This window comes from Streptomyces sp. CBMA123, from assembly GCF_014596465.1.
In the GTDB taxonomy this organism is placed as follows: Bacteria; Actinomycetota; Actinomycetes; order Streptomycetales; family Streptomycetaceae; genus Kitasatospora.
The window spans coordinates 45611-68986 of the sequence record NZ_MECK01000057.1; the positions used below are offsets into that span (position 1 = coordinate 45611).

16 protein-coding genes and 1 tRNA gene are annotated in these 23376 nt (G+C 69.9%); 8 read left to right on the forward strand and 9 right to left on the reverse strand.

The features are described from left to right. Positions 1 to 201: 201 nt before the first annotated feature. From BG452_RS09565 to BG452_RS09575, 3 genes are all read right to left on the reverse strand, one after another. Positions 202 to 2775, reverse strand: coding sequence for an ATP-dependent Clp protease ATP-binding subunit (locus tag BG452_RS09565; protein WP_411292915.1), 2574 nt, complete (start codon positions 2773 to 2775; stop codon positions 202 to 204). A gap of 122 nt (positions 2776 to 2897) precedes the next feature. Continuing rightward, on the reverse strand, positions 2898 to 3602 hold the full coding sequence (locus BG452_RS09570; protein ID WP_188303778.1) for a VIT family protein: 705 nt from the start codon (positions 3600 to 3602) through the stop codon (positions 2898 to 2900). Positions 3603 to 3618: 16 nt separating this feature from the next. Then, positions 3619 to 3762, reverse strand: coding sequence for a hypothetical protein (locus tag BG452_RS09575; protein ID WP_188303779.1), 144 nt, complete (start codon positions 3760 to 3762; stop codon positions 3619 to 3621). 1147 nt (positions 3763 to 4909) lie between these two features. On the opposite strand from BG452_RS09575, the gene BG452_RS09580 reads away from it, so the two are divergent. The 4 genes from BG452_RS09580 to BG452_RS09595 all read left to right on the forward strand — a co-directional run bounded on the left by BG452_RS09580 (position 4910) and on the right by BG452_RS09595 (position 11999). Further along, complete coding sequence (locus tag BG452_RS09580) at positions 4910 to 5656, forward strand: SAVMC3_10250 family protein (RefSeq protein ID WP_188303780.1); 747 nt, start codon at positions 4910 to 4912, stop codon at positions 5654 to 5656. Positions 5657 to 5717: 61 nt separating this feature from the next. Continuing rightward, positions 5718 to 7850 carry an AIPR family protein gene (locus tag BG452_RS09585; protein WP_188303781.1) on the forward strand — a complete coding sequence of 711 codons (2133 nt, stop codon included), beginning with the start codon at positions 5718 to 5720 and terminating at the stop codon, positions 7848 to 7850. Further along, entirely contained in the window at positions 7831 to 9186 is a 1356-nt protein-coding gene (locus tag BG452_RS09590) for a serine/threonine protein kinase (protein ID WP_223241978.1), read from the forward strand. Before BG452_RS09585 ends, BG452_RS09590 begins: the two co-directional genes overlap by 20 nt. Positions 9187 to 9509: 323 nt before the next feature. Then, entirely contained in the window at positions 9510 to 11999 is a 2490-nt protein-coding gene (locus BG452_RS09595) for a DEAD/DEAH box helicase (protein WP_317620967.1), read from the forward strand. Between the two features lie 187 nt (positions 12000 to 12186). Here BG452_RS09595 and BG452_RS09600 read toward each other — a convergent pair whose 3' ends face one another. Together BG452_RS09600 and BG452_RS09605 are read right to left on the reverse strand one after the other, a co-directional pair. Then, on the reverse strand, positions 12187 to 12555 hold the full coding sequence (locus BG452_RS09600) for a hypothetical protein (protein WP_188303784.1): 369 nt from the start codon (positions 12553 to 12555) through the stop codon (positions 12187 to 12189). 237 nt (positions 12556 to 12792) lie between these two features. Next, the gene (locus BG452_RS09605; protein WP_188303785.1) at positions 12793 to 13659 is read right to left on the reverse strand and encodes a hypothetical protein; all 867 of its coding nucleotides are present in this window, start codon (positions 13657 to 13659) and stop codon (positions 12793 to 12795) included. Positions 13660 to 14770: 1111 nt separating this feature from the next. Here BG452_RS09605 and BG452_RS09610 point away from each other — a divergent pair. Continuing rightward, a complete protein-coding gene (locus BG452_RS09610) occupies positions 14771 to 14986 on the forward strand; it encodes a hypothetical protein (RefSeq protein WP_188303786.1) in 216 nt (71 codons plus the stop codon). A gap of 414 nt (positions 14987 to 15400) precedes the next feature. On the opposite strand, the gene BG452_RS09615 is transcribed toward BG452_RS09610, so the two are convergent. Further along, a tRNA-Val gene (locus tag BG452_RS09615) sits at positions 15401 to 15472 on the reverse strand. 148 nt (positions 15473 to 15620) lie between these two features. Here BG452_RS09615 and BG452_RS09620 point away from each other — a divergent pair. Together BG452_RS09620 and BG452_RS09625 are read left to right on the forward strand one after the other, a co-directional pair. Beyond that, positions 15621 to 16991, forward strand: coding sequence for a hypothetical protein (locus BG452_RS09620; protein WP_317620968.1), 1371 nt, complete (start codon positions 15621 to 15623; stop codon positions 16989 to 16991). A gap of 32 nt (positions 16992 to 17023) precedes the next feature. Continuing rightward, on the forward strand, positions 17024 to 17239 hold the full coding sequence (locus BG452_RS09625; protein WP_188303787.1) for an FmdB family zinc ribbon protein: 216 nt from the start codon (positions 17024 to 17026) through the stop codon (positions 17237 to 17239). An 11-nt stretch (positions 17240 to 17250) separates the two neighbouring features. On the opposite strand, the gene BG452_RS09630 is transcribed toward BG452_RS09625, so the two are convergent. From BG452_RS09630 to BG452_RS09640, 3 genes are all read right to left on the reverse strand, one after another. Beyond that, complete coding sequence (locus BG452_RS09630; RefSeq protein WP_188303788.1) at positions 17251 to 18099, reverse strand: HAD family hydrolase; 849 nt, start codon at positions 18097 to 18099, stop codon at positions 17251 to 17253. Between the two features lie 107 nt (positions 18100 to 18206). Then, positions 18207 to 20864 carry a phosphoribosyltransferase gene (locus BG452_RS09635; protein ID WP_188303789.1) on the reverse strand — a complete coding sequence of 886 codons (2658 nt, stop codon included), beginning with the start codon at positions 20862 to 20864 and terminating at the stop codon, positions 18207 to 18209. A gap of 128 nt (positions 20865 to 20992) precedes the next feature. After that, positions 20993 to 22186: an HpcH/HpaI aldolase/citrate lyase family protein gene (locus tag BG452_RS09640; RefSeq protein WP_188303802.1), complete on the reverse strand. Its 1194-nt coding sequence runs from the start codon at positions 22184 to 22186 to the stop codon at positions 20993 to 20995. Positions 22187 to 22573: 387 nt separating this feature from the next. Between BG452_RS09640 and BG452_RS09645 the strand changes: the two genes are divergently transcribed. Continuing rightward, the coding region (locus BG452_RS09645; RefSeq protein WP_188303790.1) for a TerD family protein at positions 22574 to 23376 on the forward strand (803 nt) is incomplete at its 3' end.

A 23376-nucleotide genomic window follows, 5' to 3' on the forward strand; every position in this document is an offset into this window, starting at 1 on the left:
GGCGTCGCAGCGGACGGCGGGCCCGACGGCTCCGGGGGCTGGGACGTGGGCGGCATCATGCCCGGAAGGCTAGACCCGCGCCGCGCCCCCACGCGTCCTCCACCAGTGGCGTTCGGGCGTACTCCCGCTGGAGTACGCCCGAACCCGTCACGCCCTCGGCCACCCCGCCGACAACCCTGCCGTCCACCCCGCCGACGACGCTCAGCCCTCGGCGCCGACGGCGGCCGCGGCCGCCTGCGCCGCCTCCTCCGCCTCCCCGTGGGACACCGACGCCTCCGCCGGCCGCTTCAGCGTCACCACCAGCTCCCCTTCACCGACGTCCGCGAGCAACGTGTCCCCCTCCCGCACGGAACCGTCCAACAGCAGGTTGGAGATCCGGTTGTCCAGCTCCGACTGGATCGTCCGGCGCAGCGGCCGGGCCCCGAACTCCGGCTGGTAGCCGCGGTTGACCAGGTACTCCTTGGCCGCCTCGGTGACCTCCAGCCGCACGTCCTGGGCCCGCAGCCGCCGCCGGGTGCGCTCCAGCAGCAGGTCGACCACCGACAGCAGGTCCTTCCGGGTGAGCGCGTGGAAGACGATCACCTCGTCGATCCGGTTGAGGAACTCCGGCCGGAACTGCTGGCGCAGGTCCCGCATCAGGTCGTCCCTCAGTGCCTGGTCCGGAGCTCCGCTCCGGGCGTCGACGTTGCCCGCGCGCTCCAGGATCCGCTGCGACCCGATGTTGCTGGTCATGATCACCACGGTGTTGCGGAAGTCGACCGTACGCCCCTGGGAGTCGGTGAGCCGCCCGTCGTCCAACACCTGGAGCAGCAGGTTGAAGATGTCCGGGTGCGCCTTCTCCACCTCGTCGAAGAGCAGCACGCTGTACGGCTTGCGGCGCACCGCCTCGGTCAGCTGCCCCGCCTCCTCGTAGCCGACGTACCCGGGCGGGGAGCCGACCAGCCGGGAGACGGTGTGCTTCTCCTGGAACTCGCTCATGTCGAAGCGGATCATCCGGTCCGGGTCGCCGAACAGCAGCGCCGCCAGCGCCTTGGCCAGCTCGGTCTTGCCGACGCCGGTCGGCCCGAGGAAGAGGAAGGAGCCGGTCGGCCGGTCCGGGTCGCCCATCCCGGCCCGGCCGCGGCGCACCGCCTGGGCGACGGCGGTGACCGCCTCGTCCTGGCCGATCACCTTCTGGTGCAGGTGGTCCTCCAGCTTGAGCAGCCGCTCCTTCTCGGTCGCGTTCAGCTCCGCGACCGGGATGCCGGTCCGGGAGGACAGCACCTGCGCGATGTCGTCGGCGGTCACCTCGACGACCTCCTCGCGGGACTCCGCGATCGCCGCCAGCTCCTCCTCGGTCTGCCGCAGCTCGGTCTTCAGGTTGGCGGCCCGCACGAACTCCTCGTCCGCCACGGCCTCGTCCAACTCCCGCTTCAGCTTGGTGATCCGGTCCTGCACCGAGGTCGCCGCGGTGGAGCCGCTGAGGCTGCGCAGCCGCACCCGGGCGCCGGCCTGGTCCAGCAGGTCGATCGCCTTGTCGGGCAGGAAGCGGTCGCTGACGTACCGGTCGGAGAGCGTCGCCGCCGCGTCCAGCGCCTCGTCACTGAACCGCACCTGGTGGTGCGCCTCGTACGCGTCGCGCAGCCCGCGGAGGATCTCGACCGTCTCCTCGACGCTCGGCTCCGGCACCAGCACCGGCTGGAAGCGGCGCTCCAGCGCGGCGTCCTTCTCCACGTGCCTGCGGTACTCGTCCAGCGTGGTCGCGCCCACCACGCTCAACTCGCCGCGCGCCAGGGCCGGTTTGAGGATGTTGCCGGCGTCCATCGAACCCTCGCCGCCACCGCCCGCGCCAACAACGGTGTGCAGCTCGTCCAGGAACAGGATCACGCCCTTCTCGGCCGCCGTGACCTCGTCGATCACGCTCTTCAGCCGCTCCTCGAACTCGCCCCGGTACTTGGACCCGGCCACCAGGGCGGTCAGGTCCAGGGCGACCACCCGCTTGTCCTTGAGACTCTGCGGCACGTCCCCGGAGACGATCCGCTGCGCCAGCCCCTCGACGATCGCGGTCTTGCCGACGCCCGGCTCACCGATCAGCACCGGGTTGTTCTTGGTCCGCCGGGAGAGGATCTCCACGGTCTGCTCGATCTCCTCGGCCCGCCCCACCACCGGGTCCAGCCGGCCACCGCGCGCCGCCTCGGTGAGGTCCTGGCCGTACTCGTCCAGCGTCGGCGTCTCGCTCGGGTGGGCGCCCGAACTGCCGCGCTCGCCACCGGTACCGCGCCCGTCCAGCACCGACTTCAGCGCCTCCTGCGAGGGCGCCGCGTTGCGCAGCGCCGTGCCGGCGCCGGACCGCTCCTGCTCCAGCAGCGCACCGAGGATGTGCTCCGGGCCGATGTACGAGGCACCGGCCGCCTGCGAACGGGCGTGCGCGGCGAGCAGCGCGCGCTTGGCCGAGGGGGTCAGCGCGGGCTTCCCATCCAGCGACTCCGGGTTGCCGACGGGCAACGCGTGCTCCAGATCCCCGGACAGCCGGTCCGGGTCGATGCCCGCCCGCTCCAGCATCCGCCGCGAGGGCTCCACCCGGGTGGCCGCCCAGGTCAGGTGCGCGGTGTCGAGGTCACTGCTGCCGTCCTCGGCCGCGCGCTGCGCGGCGAGCCCCAGCAACTCCTGGGAGGACTCGCTCAGCAACCGCCCGATCGGCACCCGCTGTACGGCGGGCGGGGAGGCCAGGGGGCTCATCCCGAAGAACCGGCTGAGCAGGTCGGAGAACGGGTCGTTCGATCCGAACGGGGGCATGGTCACGGAGGTTCACCTCTCCAAGCGGTTTGCAGCCACACAAACACAGCGCGCGTGCGCCCGCCTCCCGGGCGAACCGTCCGGGAGGCGCCGGCCCTCCGGCCTCCCGGGACCCCGCCCGCTCAACCGGTGAACTGCTCCAGCACCACACCGCCGCTGTACGTCACCGCCATCGCCAGCAGCCCGCCCACGACGTTGCGCGACACCGCCCGCCCCGGCCCGGCCCCGCCCAACCGGGCACTCGTCCAGCCCGACAGGGTCAGCGCCAGCACCACCGCGACCACCGTCACCCCCAGCCGCCAGGACTCCGGCGGCAGCATGACCGCCAGCAGCGGCACCAGCGCGCCCAGCGTGAACGCGGCCGCACTGGCCAGCGCTGCCTGCCACGGATTGGTCAACGCCTCCGGGTCGATGCCGAGTTCGGTCTGCGCGTGGGCCGCCAGCGCGTCCTGCGCGGTCAGCGCCGTCGCCACCTCCCTGGCCAGCCCGTCGGTCAGCCCGCTGTCCCGGTAGTAGTCGGTCAGTTCGTCGAGCTCCCCCTCCGGATCGTCCGCCAGCTCGCGCCGCTCCTTCGCCAACGCCGCCCGCTCGGTGTCCCGTTGGGTGCTGACCGAGACGTACTCGCCGGCTGCCATCGACATCGCCCCGGCCAGCAGCCCGGCCACCCCCGCCGCCAGCAGCGCGGTACGGGACCCAGCCGCGCCCGCCACTCCGGTCACGATCCCGGCGGTGGACACCACCCCGTCGTTCGCGCCCAGCACGGCCGCCCGCAGCCAGTTCAGCCGCGCCGACAGCTCCGCCCGGCTCTCCCCCGTCTGCTCCGCCATCCGCGCCACACCGCTCTCAGGGGTCCGTACGGTCCCCCCGATCCTCGCCCGCCGCCCCCGCCACCGCCACCCGCTCCAACGCCGCCGCCCCGGCCCCGTCGAGGAACCGGATCACACCGTCCACCTCACACACCACCGCGTCGAACGCCCGGGCAGCCACCCACCTCTCCTGCCACGCAAGATCACCGCCCCCGCGGCAGGAGGCCGGCGGTGACGACCGCCCGCCGTCCACCGACAGGGGCGGGGGCCCGCAGGTTCCCCTATGACCATTGAGGAGAAGTATGGGAGATCGACTTCTGCGCCGAGACTGCACCGAGGCCGTCCGAGGCTGTGTCGAGACAGCGAAAACGACTGCGGCCCAGGTCGGGATCATGATCCTGACCTGGGCCGCAGTGGGCGTTTCAGCTGTTCACGGGGTGGGCGCGGACGGTTTCGAACCGCCGACATCTGCTTTGTAAGTTTTCCCCGGGCAAGCCTCTGACCTGCTGAAACGTCGACCACTTGGCCGCTGACCTGCGAAGATGCCTCTCCGGGGTTCTCGCGACCTCTCCGCGTTTCTCGGCCTCATGTGTGCCGAGTCCGTGCCGCGAGTTGATCCGCGGGCGTTCTGGCCGCGCCGACTGCCTCGCTTCTCGGCCGCTCAGCAGCCCCGCAAGTATCGCAGGCCCACCGCCCCCCTCGCGGGCGTCGAACAGGGCTAGACATCGCTGCGAACCTGGGGGGACAGCGCCCGCTCACCCACCCCAACTATCACGGAACGCCACCAAGGAGCTGACCTTGCTCATCGACACCACCACCCCTCAGCGGTTCGATGAGCTGCTCTCGGACTCAACCATTCCGGTCGCTCACCGCGCCTTGTGGGCGCTGCTCGCGAAGGTCAAGCAACCTCACGGATTTCCTTTCTCTGGACGTCCGAGACGCGACGGCACCACCCCGTGCTGCTGCTCAGCGGATGATGAAGGCGTCGACAGTGCAGTCGCTCTTGACAGCGAGGAGCAGGCCCAGGCACTCCAGGAGGGTCTCCTCCTGCATCGCGCTGAACAGGTGGCTCGTGTCCACGGGGCTGTACGCGCCGGCACGGGCCGGATTACGGCTGTCACCAGCCGACCGAACTCGCCGGGCCCGAGTTGAGGTCTGCCGTGCCTTGCAGGGTCAACGACGTGGGGCTCGATGGCCGCCGGTGACCTGACTGTCGACCGCTCCGCTGCGCTGTTAGTGGCTGGTAGCAGTTTGCTGGAGGAAAGACAGTTGCCGACAGCACATCGGGTACAGTGCGGACGAGACGAGCAGAGAGCCTGGGGGGTCCAGTGCGCGAGGTCATCTACCTGTCCGAGGGCAAGCTGAGGGAGTTCCTACCAGAACCCCGCCGAGCTCTCCCCGCTGTCTCACTGCATGCTGGCCTACCCTTTGCCGGGATGGACGTAGCGACGCCCACTTCGAACAACGCCCAGGATCTGCGGCGTCATTTGAAGCGAGTAGAGAAGACCCTGACTCGCAAATTGCCTCATTACACAGAAGCCAACATTGATACGGGCAGCTGGGTAAAATTCGAGACCCGCCTGAACTGGGTTACGCTGCGGGATAGGTATCGGGACCTGGTCCTGTTCGTGGATTCGGAGCTCAATCACGAGACCGGGGGCCCACGTCGGCTGCTGCTGCACGGATCGGCCCGACACTTGCTCGGTCGGCCACCGGTCCAGGTTGACGGTCCTGCGCTTACCGGGCTCGAAGGCGGTGGCCACAGCGCCGGGACAATCTTCGTCACCAACGCCGGACACGTCGTCAACGCACTGGCTCATTCACTAAACGAGCTCGGGCCGGAGGCCGGGGAAGGCGCTGAGCCCCTCCCCGAGGCGACCGCCCCGCTGCACCGCAAGGGCCTTCGCGACCTGCTGGCAGCGCTGGACGCCGAGCGCGAACACGCCGAGGTAAGGACCTCCGCTGTCGTGACCGGCCTCGCCCGGGTCAGCGCAGTACTAGAAGAGACGTCCACCGAGGTCGGCTGCATGGTGGCAAGCCCGCTGGTCGTGGAGTACGTGAAGCAGCGCGCCTAACTTCTTGGCGCATGGCACACCACAGCGTATCCCTAAGCAATCGACCTGAAGGGGGGTCACTATGGAAGATCGCACCAGCATGCCGTTGCAGGTCCGTCAGGTGCACCAAGCCCTGACCCGGCAATTCGCGGGCCTCCTGGACCTGACCGACCTCCCCGGTCTCGCCGAGGTAGAGCGCGAGCAAGCCTTCCTCTCACGAGCCCTGGCCGCCAAGGCAGTGATGCTGGTCGCCGACTGCACAGCAGCGGAGGCGGCAGAGGCGGTGACAGACGGCGCCGACGACCACGGCATCGACGCCGTGCTGGTCTCACCCGTTACTGGTGAGATCTGGCTGGTCCAGGCCAAGTGGAGCAACAAGGGAGCGGCGCGACTGGACGGGACGGCCGCTTCGCAGCTGCTGCACGGCCTCGAACGGCTACTTGATCATCAGTATGACCGGTTCAATGGAAAGTTCCAGCGGCTCGGCGATCAAATCAATTCGGTGCTCAATGGGTATACGCCGCGAATCCACCTCGTCCTGGCGGCCCTGGGCGAGAACGGCCTGACGCGCGAGGGGCAGGGCCTACTAGACGAGGCGGTAGCGGAGTACAACAGGCACGGGGAGCTGCTCGACTTTCGCGTCCTGAGCTTCGCCGACTTCCATGCCGCTGCCCGGCGGGAAACCCGCCCAGCGCCGGTATTGCTCAAGGCCAGGCTGAATCCAGGTTGGCACACGAATACGATTCCCTATCAGACGTTTGTCGGGACCCTTCCGGCCGACCAGCCGGCGGCATGGTATGCGGAACACGGAGAAAAACTCTTCGATCAGAATGTTCGCTACTCATTGGGGCTTACCAGCGTCAACACGGGCATGGTCGACACCTTGCTGGACAGTCCCCATGAGTTCTGGTACTTCAACAACGGGATCACGGTTCTGTGCGACTCGATCCGCCCTAGGTACTCCAGCCTTCGGCACCCGACAGGCCATTCAGTGGATCTGGAGATGATCAATGCCCGGGTCGTCAATGGCGCGCAGACTGTCGCTTCTCTTCATTACGCCTACATGCGAGACTCAGAGGCCGTCCAGGATGCAGCCGTCTCAATTCGAGTGATCTGCCTGGAGGGTGCTCCCACTGATCTTGCGCAACGGATCACCCGGGCCACAAATAAGCAAAACAGCGTGGAGGAAAGGGACTTCGCTGCGCTCGATCCTCAGCAGGAGCTCATCCGTGAGGATTTTTCTCTGTCGCTAGGAAAGTCGTACGTCCTCAAGCGAGGCGAGCAGGAGCCGGCACCAGCCGCGGGGTGCAGTGTAGTCGAGGCAGCCCTTGCCCTTGCCTGTTCGCACCCGGATGCTTCGATGGCCGCCCGCGCTCGGCAAGACCTGGATGCCCTGTGGCGCCGAGGCCCCGATGGGCTTTACCTCCAGCTTTTCGGCAGCAGACCTTCCGCTCTGCAGGTCTGGCGATCGGTCAGGCTCATGCGTGCGGTCCGCGATGAATTGGCATCTCTTACCGAAAGCCTTGAAGGCCGTGACCGTGTCATTGCGGAACAGGCTGACCTGCTGATCGTCCACATCGCGTTCCAACTAATTGGCATCGATGATATCGAAGATCCGGGCGACGATTGGGAAGACCGGCTAGAACCTACCGCTAAGCGGACCGCTACTATTCTTGCTAGGCTCCGCGATCAACTGAACGCCAGATACGGCCAGTACAGGATCGTTAACCGGACTTTTCGCAACGAGGAGAGCTGCCGACACCTGGTATCGGGTGTGCTGCTATCCATGGGGCAGGGCACTGATCAACGGCCCTCTGCCCCTCAGCACCCGGCCCGCAAGCAGCGACGCCCCAACTCCGTTCCTGTGCTGGTGGAGCACGGTCGTATCGAGGACGGGGCTCAACTGATCTATCGGCCCACGAATGACATAGAGAGGGATGCACTTCACGACTGGATGAGCGAAGCCCCGGAGCGTTGCCTCGCTTCCTGGGTCAACGATGTTCGCAAGCCCCTGATCTGGGCGGTAGACGATAGGCGCTACTCGCCGACTGCGCTGGTGATGCAGATATGGGAAGAGGCCGGGTGGACTGAACGGCCTCTTTCAGTACAGGGCCCGGCTCGTTGGTACCTGCCGGGCGAGGGTACGCTCGTTGATCTCGCCGAGGAAATCCTGACTGACACGGACGCAACGGGCGATGGTTCTGGTGCGGAATGAATGGCGCCTAATAAACGGGCGCTACGAGCTCCGCCAGCTACTCGGAAGCGGCGCGATGGGAGAGGTCTGGCTCGGGCTTGATCGCGACTCTAAGCAAACCGTCGCCGTCAAGCTAATCCATCAGGAAATTTCGGGTCCCTGCGACCCGAAAGAGCTGGCCGATCGTTTTAATCGGGAAGCCCGACTGCTCGCACAATTGAAGCACACGGGCATTCCGGCATTCCTCGACGCCCGGTTGGGGCCCAGCCACGATAGGCCCTATCTTGTAATGGAATATGTTCTCGGCCGAGACCTCGCGGAGATCATCGGGGAAGGACGCCGCTTTACCGAGCAAGAGGTCGTTTCCATTGCTGTTCAGATCTGCGACGTGCTGGAATACACCCACGCAGTCCCGGTCATCCATCGAGACATCAAGCCGGCCAACCTCATGCTTACCGGCGACCAACGAGTCATCGTCCTAGACTTTGGGGTGGCCAGGATGTTCCGAACGGATCAGGCACGACTGACCCAGGGCAACAGGGTGCTGGGCACCGTAACCTACATGCCCCCCGAGCAGTTGGAGGGCCGCGACGTAACTCCACGTAGCGATCTCTACTCCCTGTCCTGTGTGCTGTACGAACTCCTCACCGGCCAACCGCCGTTCTCTGGCGATGATGTCCCGAGTGTCATGCTCAAGCACTTAAAGCGCGCCCCGAACCCGGTAGGTCTGCTGTGCCCTGGCGTCGACCCCGTGCTGGAAGAGGTCATCATGGCCGGGTTGGCGAAACGGATGAGCGACCGCCCAGCGTCCGCTCAGGAATTCCGTGAACAGCTCAACTTGGTAGGACGGAACGTAGTAGGTCCGAGCAATCCGGCATCGCAGAACTACGCCCGAGTGATAGCGCCTGCCGTCCCAAGCGATCCCCTACCGCTCAATGTACGGCTCGCACAGGCCCAGGTCCTCTTCGAGGGGGGCCGGATTGGTGAGGCGCTTCCTCGCTTCGCCCACCTCACAGGAGAGTTGGAGGCCCTTGGACGTGAGTATGCGGAAAAGGCCGCGTGGTGCCGTTTCAGGCACGGTTGCTGCTTGGCACACCTTGGGCACCTGAAGGAGGCGCTGAATCATCTCCGCACACTCGTGGACGACCTGGCTTCCTGTCGCGCGTCGGACGACCGTCTGCTACTCAAGGTCCGCTTTCGCATCGGCCAGTTGCTTCTCGATGAGAATGATGGACACGGTATTATCGAGATCGCCGCAGTCTTCCAAGCTTTGAAAGATGCCAACCGCCCTGAGGACACCGATTTCTATGCGACCGTCAGCCGGGCACTACTCCATACCGCATTCTGGTCCCAATAGGGAGAGCGCGCCCCACACCTCCGAGATCGTGCCCGCGCGCCGGAGCAACGCCAGCCGTTGCCTGACCTGGCGAAAGGGGCCGTCTACGCGGAGGCGGGGGTCTTCTGGTCAACAGCGCCATCCTGATCGCCGACACCGTCTATGTCTCCGACCCTGACGGGCTCGATGTCAGTGTGCTGAGGCTCGGGCCAGCCGCCATCGAGCTGGCACGCCTAGTACTGCACGAGCGCCTCACTCAGCCCCGGAAATCCGGTCGGATAGCCTGCCAGTTGTGGCCCGGTTGAGCGCCACAACGGGCACATACCTTGCGGGAGTTCCTCGTGGTGATCGACTTCTCAGTCTTCGACTCCGGCGCCGCCCCCGCGCCCGTAGACCCCCGGGTGCTGTTCGACTCCCTGCCGCGGGCCGAGCGCTACGAGTTCCTGCGTGACCCGCAGGGGCAGGTGCTCCAGACCTGGTTCGAGCAGCGGCACGAGCAGGACCTGGTGATCAAGATGAACACCGGCGCCGGGAAGACCGTGGTTGGCCTGCTGATCTGCCAGTCCAGCCTCAATGAGGGCAAGGGGCCCGTCCTCTACCTCGCGCCGAACTCGCATCTTGCCGAAGAGGCGGCTGAGGAGGCCCGCAAGATCGGCCTTGCCGTCACCGACGACCCTCGTTCGCCGCAGTTCACCAGCGGCGAGGCGATCTGCGTGCTGAGCCTCAACCGCTTCGTCAACGGCAAGAGCATCTTCGGGCTGCTCGGCGACGGGCGGCGCCCGATCGTCGACGTCGGCACCCTCGTTGTGGACGACGCCCACGCGGCGCTCGCCATCGTCCGCGAGAAGTTCACGATGACCGTCACCAAGGACAAGCACCCGGAGGCGTTTGACCGGCTCCTTTCCATGTTTGAGCAGGACCTGCGGCTCCAGTCGCACAGCATCTACCTCGACCTGACCACTGCGGTGCCCTCCGCCGTGCTCCAGGTGCCGTTCTGGGCCTGGGCCAACCGCGAGAGCGAGGTCACCGAGATCTTGCAGGGCCTGCGCGACGACGAGCAGTTGCAGTGGTCGTGGCCGCTGGTGCGGGACGTCCTGCCGGTGTGTCGAGCGGTGTTCACCCACGACCGGCTGGAGATCCAGCCGCCGCACCCGCCCATCGGCAAGATCGCCAGTTTCACCCGTGCCCGCCGGCGGGTGCACCTGACCGCGACCCTGGCGGACGACAGCGTCGTGGTCACCGACTTCGCCGCCGACCCGGACTCGATCGCCCGCCCGATCACCCCGGCCAGCGCCGGCTACCTCGGTGACCGGCTTATCCTGGCACCCCGCGACATCGACCCGTCCGTCACCGACGACGCGGTGCGCGAGATGGCCGTACGCATGGCCGAGCGTGTCAACGTCGTCGTCCTCGTGCCCTCCAAGCGGCAAGCTCTGGCCTGGAAGGACCACGCCGTCATCACCGAGTCCGACCCTGCGGGCATCGGCAAGGCGGTCCGCGCCCTGCGCACCGGCCACGTCGGCTTGGTGGTGCTGGTGAACACCTACGACGGCATCAACCTGCCCGGCAAGGCGTGCGAAGTGCTGGTCATGGACGGCCTGCCCGAAGCCTACGGCGGCATCACCCGACGCGAACAGATCCTGCTCGGCGACTCCGACGGCATGGTGAACCGCCAATTGCAGCGCCTGGAGCAGGGGATGGGCCGCGGTGTCCGTTCCCGTAGCGACCACTGCGTGGTGCTGCTCCTGGGCCCCCGCCTCTCCCAGCTGATCGCCTCCCCTCAGTACCGAGAGCGCTTCGGACCTGCAACACGCGCCCAGATCGACCTGTCCCGCAAGGTCGCCCAGAGCCTCGCGCAGGGGGACGAAGACACCTTGACGAGGATCGAGTCCGTCATCGGCCAGGTGCTCGGCCGTGACCCCAGCTGGATCAAGACCGCCAGCGGCGCCCTCGCCGAAGCCACCTACACCACCACCGCTCTCTCCCCCGCTGCCGCGCACAGCCGGGCGGCGTTCGACCAGGCGTCCCTGCGTCAGTTCGGCGAGGCGGCCCGCCACATGAGCAAGGCCGTGGCCAAGGCCACCGACCCGGCCGAACGCGGCTTCCTCCAGGAGCAGCTCGCCGCCTACCAGCACTTCACCGACGCCCCTAAGGCCCAGCAGACCCTGGTGAAGGCACTGGCCTACAACCCGTCGCTCCTGCGCCCGCTGGAGGGAATCAAGCCCACCCGGCTCACGGCGAACAACCTGCAGACGGTCCAGGCCGCCAAGTACCTGGAGACGACCTACCAGGACCGCAACAGCCTGCTCCTAGGCATCGACTCGCTCTTGGCGGACCTGGCCTACGACCCGAACCGGGTGCCGGCCTTCGAGTCCGCTCTGGAGCGCCTCGGACTTCACCTCGGTTTCGCGGCGCAGCGCCCCGAACAGTCCATCCGCAACGGGCCCGACGTGCTGTGGGCGATCGGCAATCTCCGCTACCTGGTGCTGGAGGCGAAGTCCGGCGCGACCTCGGACAAGATCTGGCGAAGTGACGTCGCGCAGTTGGCCCACTCGATGAACTGGTTCCAGGAGACCTACGACAGCACTTGCAGCGCCACCCCGGTTCTGCTTCACCGGTCCAAGACCCTGGAGTACAACGCGGTCGCACCGCCGGGCACCCGCATCATCACCGAGGAGACCATGCGCAAGTTCGGTCAGGCCCTGCGCAAGCCGGTGATCGCGCTCGCGGACGCCGACGCCTGGGCCGACCCGGCGGCGGTCGAGACCCAGTTCCGCGCCCACGGGCTCCTCGTGCAGGGGCTCACCGACCGGTTCAGCGTCAAGCCCCGCTGAACCTGGTCGGTTCAGTCTTTGGTCGTCACCAGCGCTGACAGCCAGGGCGACCCGGTTGAACCGGCAACCCGGCGGGCCGAGTTGTCCACTGCTTGTAGATAACGCCTGGGTCGGGCATAGCGTCGGCTGCTGCCGGGGCGTCGGCAGCCATGGTCCGCCGCCTGCCCGAAGCGTGAAGGCCGACGGTCTACGCCTCATCGCCCGGGTCGTCGTCGTTCAGCGTCTCGCCGAACCGCTCCAGCGCCTCCTGCGGCCCGCAGCCGAAGGCGCGGCCGATGTACTCCCAGGTCATCATGCTGCTGCGGGCCTTGCGGCCGGCCATCAGCGCGGTCGAAGCCGCGGCGCGCTCGAAGCGGGAAGCCGCACGGGCGGCAGCGTACGGCCTGCCCTCCGTCAGGTCGCAGATCCGGTCCACCAGCGCTGCGACCAGGTCTTCGACCTCGGGCGGCACCACACCCTCGGCCAGGTCGACGTGCCACTCCCAGTCCGCGAACGGCCCGATGGCCTCGCCCACCGCCTCGGTCCGCGCGTCATCACCGAAGTCCAACAGGTGCACCCGCTCACCCCGCCAGCCACAGCTGCAACCACCACGCACCGAAACTGTCCGCGGACCGTCCGCACCGTTGTAGAGCCACCAGGTGGTGCGCCCGTCCGGCAACGGCGCCGGCTCGCTGCCGTCCGCCAACACCGCCGCCGGAAAACCCTGGTGGTGACCGCTTTCGTCATCCCATGGCTTGCTGTGTCCCTCCGGTCCCTGGAGTACAGCATCAGGGTTTACGCCGTGCCATGCCGATCAGCTGGACGTCGTGGCCGTGTGCGATTCAAGCTCAGCGCCTTGCGTGTCCGTGGCAACTTCTGTCGGTGGCTCGGGGTGGCCGAGAAGGCCACCGGTCAGCAAGCGCAGAAGGTCCTGGGCTCGCACCAAGCGCGGTCCACCCCAGATGTACAGGGGGACTATTGCCGCCACGACCAGTGCCGGCGTAACAACCGTTCCCGGGGCTCCCAGTGCCGTCATTCCCCATGAGACCGCGAGCAGGAGTCCCAGGCCGAGCAGCACCAGTGCGGCGATTCGTCGCCGGGAGGGTGCCGGTGCTGGTGCTGGCTCAGGCAGATCTTCGGGGTCGAGCAGGTTCAGGTAGGTCTCGGCGCTCAGGGCGTCGAGCAGCTTCGCCAGAAGGGGAGCCAAGTCCCCGGCTGCTTGCGACCCTGACATCTGTAGTTGTCGTGCCTTGGCCCGTAGCGCTTCGTGTACCTGCTCCGCGTGGGCGACCATGTCCTTCCGCAGATACGTGTTCGGGTCCATGCGGGCCCGTCCGACCAGGAACTTCCCTGCGCCGTCGACCGACGTGATCACTTGTGAGGTCGTTGCTTGGCCCAGGGCGGTCTCCTGGGTAAGGATCAGGGCATTGCAGACGGCCTTGACGCAGGGCGAGGCGTTCTGCGAGGCGATGAGGCGGATTGCCCCGCCGGAGACCGCCACAACCATCAGGACGAGGGCGAGGGGACCGAACAAGCCCTGGATCAGGTTTCCCGCCGGCTCTGCCTTCCGGAGCTCGTCGAAAAGGTTGATCAGCTGCCACGTCAGTACGGCAGGAAGCGGTAGCAGCGCTCCCAGTCCCACGAGTACGAGCAGTTGGTTCTCCAGCAGGCGATCACGCATCTGCGCTCGATGCCGGAGCGGGATCTCGAAATGTCGCAGTGCCCTACTCACTTGGGCCACGGTCCCACGTTCCCGCAGCCATCGAACCGCCCGCCAGCGCAGCAGAACGCGACCTCGGCGACTCACCACCCTGCGCAGCCCCACGGCCGCTCGGCGACTGAACCTGTACACCGGTGTCAGTACAAGGGGTGCAGCGATCGGGAAGCCCACTGCACAGACTGCCAACAGTGCCAGCCTGGTTCCAAGTTGCTCTGCGGTTCCCGCCCCGACGCTCATCATGTCTCCCTGCGAAGGCCCAGCAAGTCCGCTTCTGGGACCGCGATCACCCAGCCCCCGGAAACCAGATCATTCCACGACAGGACGCGCCCATCGCGGCGGTCGGTGCTGTGGCTCTGCCGGTGCTGTCGCCACTCACCAGGCATCCGGCCCGGTACCGGCAGCCGGCGCCCGAACCTGGCGGATCGTCTCTGAGTCGTAGATGTACCAGCCCCAGTCCAGCAGATCAGGGCCCCATCGGACCAGTGCGACCCACTGACGGGACTGCTGGTGTAGCCGCCACCGCTTCACTTGGCCCGGTCGCCACTCACCGTCGAGCTTGATCACCACCCAGCGCCAACGCGCTTCCGCGTCCCGGGAATGCCTCGCCGATTCGGTGGGGCTGTGGCCGTGGCGTGGGGGATGGTGTTCCGGGGAGGCCGATGCCGAAGGCGTCTTCGAGAGAGTGGAGGTTGGCGGTGATGTCCGCGCCGTACTGGTAACGATCGCTTCCCCAGTGCCAGGCGTGACCTCCGTGGATCAGGGCGCGCATCAGGTTGATGGCCTGTTCAGTCATGTCGGTTGGAAGATGGAGGATGCGGGCGAGGGAGGTCAGGTTGTTCTCGACCGTCTGGTACTCCTGAATCTGCTGGCGGTTTTGTGCCGTGAGAACACCTCGCCCGCGTCTACGACCCCAACGGCATGGGCGTCATGTTCGTTCACGAGTTTCGACAGCACGCCTGCCGGTCCGGCTTCTTGTCGCTGAATCATGCCCCGCAGGGGGCTCGGGTGGGCTGTGCGCCGCGCTGCTGGAGCTGTTCGTGGTGGGCCTGGCGTTCGGCGCGGCGAGGGTCGGTTGGCGCTGCTCCTCTACCTTCGGCTGCTCAAGCTGGGCGGCCTTGGTGGTCAGCTGGCGGCGGTCGGCGAGCACAGTGCCGATCTGCTCGGCGGCGTTCGGCTGAGCCAGGGCCGCATCGTCCAGTTGCGGGGGCCGGTCAGCCAGGCAGCGCCGGTGCAAGTGGCGACGGTGCACAGGATCTCGACCTGGTCCCGCCTCGGGCCCGCCCGGTAGGCATCGGCGGCAAGTCGCGTCGGGTGGGCGGGGTAGGACGGTCGTCGGTGATTGCCGAGCCGCCGTGATCACACGCCATGTGTGCTGAATGTGTTCCGGAAGCCCCACAACCCCTGTCACACCCACTCTGACCTGCGGCGTCACATTGCTCCACATAGGTGACCCCTGCCCAACGGAAGCAGAGATCACCCAACACGGTCAATCGACCGGAAGACCCGCCCTGACCTGCCATTTCTTCAGGGGAAGCCCCGAGAGGGGCATGATTGCCGCTTTCGCGAAGCAGATGTCACCACGGGCCCAATGCACCTCTGACCTGCGACGATGCCAGATAGGGGCCAGGAAGCCCGGAGGCGAGGGGGCATACGATACGCGCCCCGATTGTCCGTTTCGACCTGAAATTATGTCCGATTTGGGTGGGCGCGGACGGTTTCGAACCGCCGACATCTGCTTTGTAAGAGCAGCGCTCTACCACTGAGCTACGCGCCCCCGTTCGTGGCCGGTGGGCGCACGACGAGAGCCTAGGGTACCTGGTCCGGCGGGGTGGTGTGGTGTGGGGCGAGCCCCGGGGTCCCCGTGGGGCGGGGGGATCGGGGAGAATGGGCGCGGATCAGCGGGTCGGAGCAGGGAGCGCGCAGTGGCGGTGGCCGGCGGGAGCGGGCGGCGGGGGCGGCGTCGGGCGGGGAGTGCGCTGGGCGACGCGCTGGTGGTGCCGGTGGTGCTGGCGGGTGCGTTGGGGGCGGTCGCGCTGGCGTCGGCGGGCAGTGGTGGCTGGTGGGGTCGGCGGGGTGCCGGGGACGGGGTGCGGGCGGAGGCGCGGGAGGCGCGGGCCGCCGCGCAGGAGGCGTTCTACGAGCTGGAGGAGACGCAGCGCGAGCTGCAGTTGGCGGTGGAGACCGTCCGGGCGGCGGAGGAGGGCGCGGCGGCGCAGCGGGTGCTGGCCGAGTTGCCGGCGATCTCCGGCCGGGTCGAGCAGGTCACGGTGAACTACCTGGCCGCGCTGGACGCCCACAATCTGGACGACGAGGCGCTGGACGCCGGTTCGGTGGCCCAGGCCCGGCGTCTGCTGGCGGACGTGCAGGGCCAGCTCCGTTCGGCCCGCGCCGAGCTGACCGACTTCCTGGGCCGTCTCCAGCCGACCCTGCAGCACGCCGAGCAGCAGCTGATGCGGGTCACCCCGGCCGTGGAGCAGGCAAAGCGCGCATTGCTGCGGGCGACGACCACGCTGGACGAGGTGCGCGGCGCGGGCCTGCGGGCCGACGATCTGGCGGCCCGGCTGGCCGAGTTGGCGCCCGAGTTGGGGCGGTTGAACGAGGGCGCGGCGCGGCACGGGGTGGCGGCGACGCTGCGGCGTGCCGACGACGTGCGGCTGCGGGCGGAGGCGATCACCGCCGATGCCGCGCAGTTGCCCGAGCGGGCGCGGGAGCTGGACCGGCGGGTGTCGAGTCTGCGGACCCGGATCCAGGCGCTGGAGACCAAGGCCGGGACGGTGGATCCGGCGCTGAGCGAGCTGCGCCGCCGGTTCAGCACCGCCTGCTGGCAGGACCTCCAGCGGGTGCCCGAGCAGGTCGCCGAGGCCGGCCGGGCCGCCGAGGGCAAGCTCGCGGAGGCGTCCCGGGCGCGGGACGAGCAGCGCTGGGCGGACGCGACGGCGGCGATCGGCACCGTCCGCGCGCTGCTGGACACCGCGGACGGTTCGGTGGTGGCCGTGAACGAGCGGCTGCGGCAGTTGAACGAGGTGCAGCACGATCCGAACCGGGAGGTCGAGCGCGCCCGTTTCGCCGTACGGGACGCCCAGCGCCTGGCGATGGCGGGCCGCAGTGCGCCGGATCCGCGGCACGCCGCCCCGCTGGACGAGGCGGTGGCCCGGCTGGACCGCGCGGTGGCGACCCTCCAGGCGGCGGGCCGACACCCCGACTACTGGTTCTTCCTGACCGAGCTGGCGGCGGTGCGGGACGCGGCGGCGCGGGTGATCGGCATGATCCGCGGCGATCTCGGCCACCGGTGACGGTGCGGACCGAGCATCGGTACTCTGCGGGTATGCCACGCTACGACTTCCGCTGCCGCTCCTGCGGCGCCACCTTCGAGCTCCGCCGCCCGATGGCGCAGGCCAACGACCCCGCCGTCTGCCCGCAGGGGCACCCGGACGCGGTGAAGCTGCTGTCCACCGTCGCCGTGACCGGCGCGGCCGGCGGCGCCCCGCAGCAGGCCCCGGGCGGGGGCGGGGGCTGCTGCGGCGGCGGGTGCTGCGGCTAACCCACCGAGGGCTAACCCACCGACGGCAGCCCCGCCGACGACACGCCGCGCGCGACCGCCAGGAACCGACGGACGATCTCCTCCCCCGCCGCCACCCCCGTCTCGGCGAGGGCGGTGACGCCGGGGGCGGCCCATCCGCTGTCGGCGAGTTCGCCGTGCCCGGGGCGCCATCCGGCGTCGGCGGCGAGCAGCAGGTCGGCGTCGAGCAGCGAGTCCCCGGCCGCCAGGACAGTGCCCGCGCCGCTGCGCCGGACGGCCTCGGCGAGCGCGGCGCTCTTGGTGAGCGGCTGCGGCACGGCGTACACCTTGCGGCCCTGCAGCGAGACCCGCCAGCCGCGTTCGGCGCACCAGCCGGTCAGCTCGGTGAGCCAGCCGTCCGGCAGCCGGTCGCGTTCGACGACGAGGTAGGCGAACTGCTCGTCGGCGATCCGCCGCTTGCGGGTCCACTCCGGGTCGGCGCAGAGTGCGAGCTGGCGCACCACCTCGGCGAGCGGCGCCGAGCCGGCCGCGATCCGGGTGGTGATCTCGTGGCGCCAGTCGTGGTCCGGCTCGCCGTCCACCAGCAGTTGCCCGCCGTTCGCGCAGATCGCGTAAGTCGGCTGTGGGCCGGGCAGGTTGACCCGCCGGTACTGCTCGACGGTCCGGGTGGTGGCGGGTACGAAGCGGGCTTCCCGGCCCAGGTCGGCGAGCAGCGCGGCGGCCCGCTCGGTCAGGAAGGACAGCGGCCGCCCGCCCAGCACCTCGACGCAGAGCAGCCGCGGCGCGCGGTGGTCCGGGCCGTCCAGTGCCAGGGCCCGGTCCGAGTAGATGAGCGTACGGTCCAGGTCGCTCGCCACCAGCACACCAGCCGTACCAGCCATACCGGCGACACTGGCGGCGCCGGCAGAACCAGCCGTACCGGCCGCCCCGGACGCACCCATCGCACCGATCGCTCCGGACACACCCATCGCCCCGACCCCGCCGGCCATCAGGACTCCCTCCCCGTCACGGCCCGCCCGCTCGCCCCCGTCGCGCCCCGACTGTAGCGGGGGTGGATGAGGCCCACGCAGCTGTACGGCAGCCCGTCCACCTCCTCGACCGGAACGCCGCGCTGCGCGGCGAGCAGCCGCACGTGGTCGAGGTCGGCTCCGGCGCCGCGCCGGGCCAGTACCCGCCAGGGCACCCGGCGCAGCAGCACCCGGGTGGTCTCGCCGACGCCGGGCTTCACCAGGTTGACGTCGTCGATCCCGTACTCGGCGCTGATCCGCTCGACGGCGGCCCAGCCGGCCCAGTCGGGGGTGCGGTCCGGGTCGGCGGCCAGCCGTACGGCTTCCTCGACGGCGTGGGCGCGGACGTCGCCGAAGCAGTCGGCGACCGTGGCCAGGAAGGCCTCCGACACGTCGCCGCCCGCGAGTTCGGCGTAGTGCTTGGCTCCGTGGAAGTCTCCGGGGCCGATCAGTCCGGCGCGCAGTACCGTGCGTGAAACCAGCCCGGACACCGTGGAGTTGAGGCAGGCGGAGGGGATCAGGAAGTCGTCCCGGGTGCCGTAGGTGCGGACGCAGCGGCCGGGGTCGGCGAGCACCGCGAGGTCCGGTGTGAAGGCGGTGCCGGCCAGCGCGTCGGTGAGTTCGCGGGTGATCGCGCCCTTGCCGGTCCAGCCGTCCACGAACACCACGTCGGCCGCCGGGTGGTGGGCCGCCAGGTAGCGCAGGGCGACCTGGTCGATGCCCCGGCCGCGGACGATCGACACCGCGTAGTGCGGCACGTCCAGACCGTGGGCGAAGGCCAGCCAGCGGCGGACCAGGATGCCGACCGGCGTTCCGGCCCGGGCCAGCGAGGCGAGCACCAGCCCGGGCCCGCGCTCGCGCAGCAGGGTCTCGGCGACGGTGCCGACGGCGAGGGCGATCCGGCGGGCGGAGCCGCGCAGCGCCTGGTGGAACAGCTCCTGGTAGTCGGGGCTGGGCCGGTACTCGACCGGCAGCGATTCGGCGTAGTGCGCGCCGCCCTGCTGGACGGCCTCCTCGCGCTCCTCGGTGGGGGCTTCGAGCGCCACCTCGGAGAGGTCCTTGAGCAGCCAGGCCACGTCCTCCCTGCGGTACGAGGAGAACTCCGGCCCGTACAGCGGGGTGGGCAGTGCCGGCCGGTGCGAGGGCAGCACCGCGAGGACCACCCGGTCGGTGACCTGCCGCAGCTGACGCAGCAGCGCGTACTCCCCCTGGTGTAGGGCCGGGGTGTCGGCTACGTCGTCCACCACCAGCACCACGGCGTCGAAGCGGCGGGTACCGTCCGCGCCGGGGGCGACGTTGTAGACGTAACGCTCGCGCGAGGCGCCGTCCTGCGGATCGTCGTGGGCCGGGAAGGCCAGCCGGGTACGGATGGCGTAGCCGGGGTCGTCCACGGCGAGGACGGGCGAGCGGGTGGTGGTGGAGTAGCGGACGCGGTCGCCGCCGAGCCGCTGGGCGAGCGCCTCGGCCAGCCGCAGCGGGGCGTACATCAGCTCCTCGAAGCCGAGCACCAGCACCCGCTCCGCCGCCCCGGCCGCCACTGCCCCGCCCTCCCGCAACGCCGACGCCTCCTTGCCCTCGCGCAAAGCCGTCGTCTCCAACGCCGTTGCCCCCAGCGCCGTTGCCCCCAGCGCCGTTGCCCCCAGCCCCGACGCCTCCAACGTCGACGCCTCCAACGCCGTCGCCAACTGCCCGGCCAGCGCGGGCAGTACGGCGTCGAGCCGCTCCCGGTCCTGCGCGGTGAAGCCGTGCCGCCCGCCGTCCGGCAGTCCGGCGGGCCAGTCCAGCTCGACCCGGACCAGCGGGGCGGGCTCGACGGCCGGGGGCAGCGCGGCCGGGGGCACCGAGGCGATCAGCCGCTCGGCCCTGGCCACGATGTCCTCGGGCAGGTCGACGCCGCCGCTCGCGGTGGCCACCACGTCCAGCCGGACGCCGAGTTCGGCGGCGGCCCCGGCGAGCCGGCGCCGGTCGTCGGCCGAGCGCAGGTCGACCAGCGCGACCACCACATAGTGCTCGCGCGGGTGGCGGCCGTGCAGTTCGCGGATGGTGTTGAGGACGGTACGGCCGGTCGAGAGTTCATCGTCCACCAGCACCAACGGCCCGCCACCGGAAAGGAGTTCGGGGTCGGCGGGGAGCAGCAGGTGCCCGGTGGCGTGGGAGTGCTCCTCCTCGAAGCCGCCGAGCGGGGGCACGCCGGGGACGGGGCGGCGGGTGGAGTGGAGACAGGCCGCGTCGAGGCCGTCGGCGACGCTGTGGCCCAGGCCGGTGGCGGTCTCCGCGTAGCCGAGCACGACGGCCCGGGCGGCCGCCTCGGGGCCGAGCAGCGCGCGGACCCGGCGGCCGAGTTCGACTCCGGTGCCGTGCACCACGGCGGGCCGCTGCGGGACGTGCTTGCCGAGCACGCTGGAGACCAGCAGGTGGGCGCGCTTGGGATTGCCGGATCGCAGGGCCAGACCGACGAGTTCGGGCAGGCGCTCCGATCCGGTCAGCGCGATCCCGGCCCGCTCGGCGACCCAGCTCCCGGTCCACGCATCCTCCGACGCACCGGCCCGCGCATCCACTGACGCACCGCCCCGCGCGCCCTCCGACCCGCCGCCCCGCGCACCCTGCTCCGCGCCGGTCCGCCGCTGTTCCGCTCTCATCACTGCTGGTCCCGCCTTCGGTGGTGCTGGTCGGTGGTGCTGGTCGGTCGGATCACACGTGTCGGCCGAAGGTCGCCCAGAGCTCGGCCAGAAAGTCGGCCGGAGGTCGCCCAGAGCCCTGCCGAGCGTCAGCCGCACAGGCAGGCGGACAGCAGCTCCGCGAAGCTCACGTCCTCCCGGGCGACGCCGAACACCTCCGCCCGCAGCAGCACCCGCTCCGCCCAGGCGCGGTGCGGCCGAGCCTCGTTCATCTTGTTCGTGTACGCCGAGCGGAGTACCCCGCCGCCGCCCCGCTCCTGCCGGAGGATGTCGCGGGCGTCGCAGTACTCCTCGTGGGTGACCACGGAGAGGGCGTGCACGGCGGGGACATGGCCGGGGTGGATGCAGGTCTTGCCCAACAGTCCGTTGGCGCGGTCGAGTTCGACCTCGCGGATGAGCCCGTCCAGGTCGTGTTCGATGATCCGACGGCGGACCTCCTCGCCGGTGGCCCGGGCGGTGCCGGCGGTCGCGGCGAACGGGGTGCGCCGCAGCTGTGGCTTGAACATCCGCTCCTGCACCGGGAAGTACTCCCAGACCGGTCCGGTCACCGTGTACCCGGTGCCGTCGGCCCGGCCGAGCACGTTGACCACGTCCCCGATCACGGCTGCGACCAGCGCCACGTCGTACGCGGTGAGGTCGGGCGAGCGCCGCAGCCCGTAGGCGGAGCACAGGTCGGTGACGCCGAGCCGGACGGCGAGCACCCGTTCGCGGTGGCCGGCGAGCAGGTCGGCGATGCCGAAGAGCTGGTCGCGCCTGGTCTCCAGGTGGGCGAGTTCGGGTGATTCCAGGACGGGCATGGCGAACAGTCGCCGCCCGGTGGCGGCCTCGGCGGCGGCGAGGGCGGCCAGGTAGCCGGCGCCGCTGCGCGGGGTGAACTTGGGCAGCACGAAGCCGCTCAGCAGCCCGACGGCCGGGCCGAGCCGTTCGGCCAGGTCGGGGATCTGCTCGGCGGCACGAACCCTGATGAAGAGAAGTGGATGATCCTGTGCGTGGTCGGTGAAATCATTGACCAGGTCTGTCAGCTGTTCGACCAGGTTCCGCTCGCCCGCGCCCACCTCGTGGTCGGCGATCGCGTCCTCCAGGCAGAGCACCATCGACACCACACCGCGCGCCGCCTGTTTCCGGATGTCGGCCGCCAGCGCGGGCCTGGTGGCGGGGCTGTAGAGGGTGCCGCCGAGGGCGGTGGCGAGCACCGCCGGCTCGCTCCGCGCGGTGAACGTCCGCGGCTGCTCCAGGAACAGCCGGGCGCGGACGTCGTCGGCGAGGTGGCCGAAATGGCGCACGGTGCTCTCCTCGGGGGTGGACGGCGGGACGGACGGCGGGACGGACGGCCTCCGGCCAGCGGTTTCACCTGCACGCACCGCCGACGGACTCCCCTCGAACAGGCCCCCGGGGGCCTGTTCGAACGTCCATCGTACGGACGGATTCCGGCCGTTCCCGGCGCCGGGGCACTGAACTCACGGAACATCCCGCGCGAGCCCGGTCCGACTCCCACCGCCGCCCGCCGGCGCCCGGCCCGCCCCGGCACGCCCCCGGACCGATCACCCGACGGTCGAGGGGAGGACGCCCGCAAACCTCGATCCGGCGCAAGTCTTGGCAAAGTCCGCCCCCACGCCGACGGTCCCGGTCACGTTGTCCGAAGGGGTGGCGAACAGGCAGGATGGTCCGCTATGACGCACGTGATGGCCAAGGGCGCCAACATCGCACTGCCGGCGGCGGCGGTCCGCGCCGTGCTGCGCTGGAGCGCCACGCCCGGTGCGCCGGACGTGGACGCGTCCGCGCTGCTGCTCGGCGCCAACGGCAGGGTCCGTTCGGACGCCGACTTCGTCTTCTACAACCAGCCGCGCCACCCCTCCGGGCTGGTGCGCCACCTGCCCAAGCAGCACACCTCCGGCGGCGCCGAGATCATCGACACCATCGAGGTCGAACTCGCCAAGCTGCCCGCCGGGGTGGACCGGGTGGTGCTGGCCGGTTCCTCCGAGGGCGGCCCGTTCCGTGCCGTGCCCGGACTGCGGCTGCTGCTGTTCGACGCCGCGACCGGTGAAGGGGCCGTCCCGCTCGCCGAGTTCGCGATCGTGGACGCCGAGAGCGTCTCCGCCCTCGTCGCGGGCGAGCTCTACCGGCGCAGCGGCTCCTGGAAGTTCCGGGCGATCGGCCAGGGCTACACCTCGGGACTGATCGGCCTGGCCACCGACTTCGGCATCACCGTGGACGACGAGGCGCAGGACCAGGCCGCCCAGACCCCGCCGCCCGCGCCGGCGTCCACCGCCACCCCCGCCGGCGCGGTCGACCCGCGCGCCACCCCGCTGCCCGACCCGCGCCCCGAGGCCCGGCCCGAGCCCGGCACCTTCACCCTGGCCCCGGCCGTCCCGCAGGCCCAGCCCCCGGCGCAGCCCACCGCCACCCCGGCCCCGGCCACGAACCCGGCCGCCGCGAACGGCCCGGCGGCCCAGCCGCCCGCCCCACCGCCGAC

Bases quoted from the DNA above. Each gene is read 5' to 3' on its own strand.
- BG452_RS09570 (WP_188303778.1), bottom strand. From the start codon at position 3,602: ATGGCGGAGCAGACGGGGGAGAGCCGGGCGGAGCTGTCGGCGCGGCTG.
- BG452_RS09605 (WP_188303785.1), bottom strand. From the start codon at position 13,659: ATGCGTGATCGCCTGCTGGAGAACCAACTGCTCGTACTCGTGGGACTG.
- BG452_RS09625 (WP_188303787.1), top strand. From the start codon at position 17,024: ATGCCACGCTACGACTTCCGCTGCCGCTCCTGCGGCGCCACCTTCGAG.
- BG452_RS09585 (WP_188303781.1), top strand. From the start codon at position 5,718: ATGGAAGATCGCACCAGCATGCCGTTGCAGGTCCGTCAGGTGCACCAA.
- BG452_RS09635 (WP_188303789.1), bottom strand. From the start codon at position 20,864: ATGAGAGCGGAACAGCGGCGGACCGGCGCGGAGCAGGGTGCGCGGGGC.
- BG452_RS09590 (WP_223241978.1), top strand. From the start codon at position 7,831: ATGGTTCTGGTGCGGAATGAATGGCGCCTAATAAACGGGCGCTACGAG.
- BG452_RS09565 (WP_411292915.1), bottom strand. From the start codon at position 2,775: ATGCCCCCGTTCGGATCGAACGACCCGTTCTCCGACCTGCTCAGCCGG.
- BG452_RS09630 (WP_188303788.1), bottom strand. From the start codon at position 18,099: ATGGCTGGTACGGCTGGTGTGCTGGTGGCGAGCGACCTGGACCGTACG.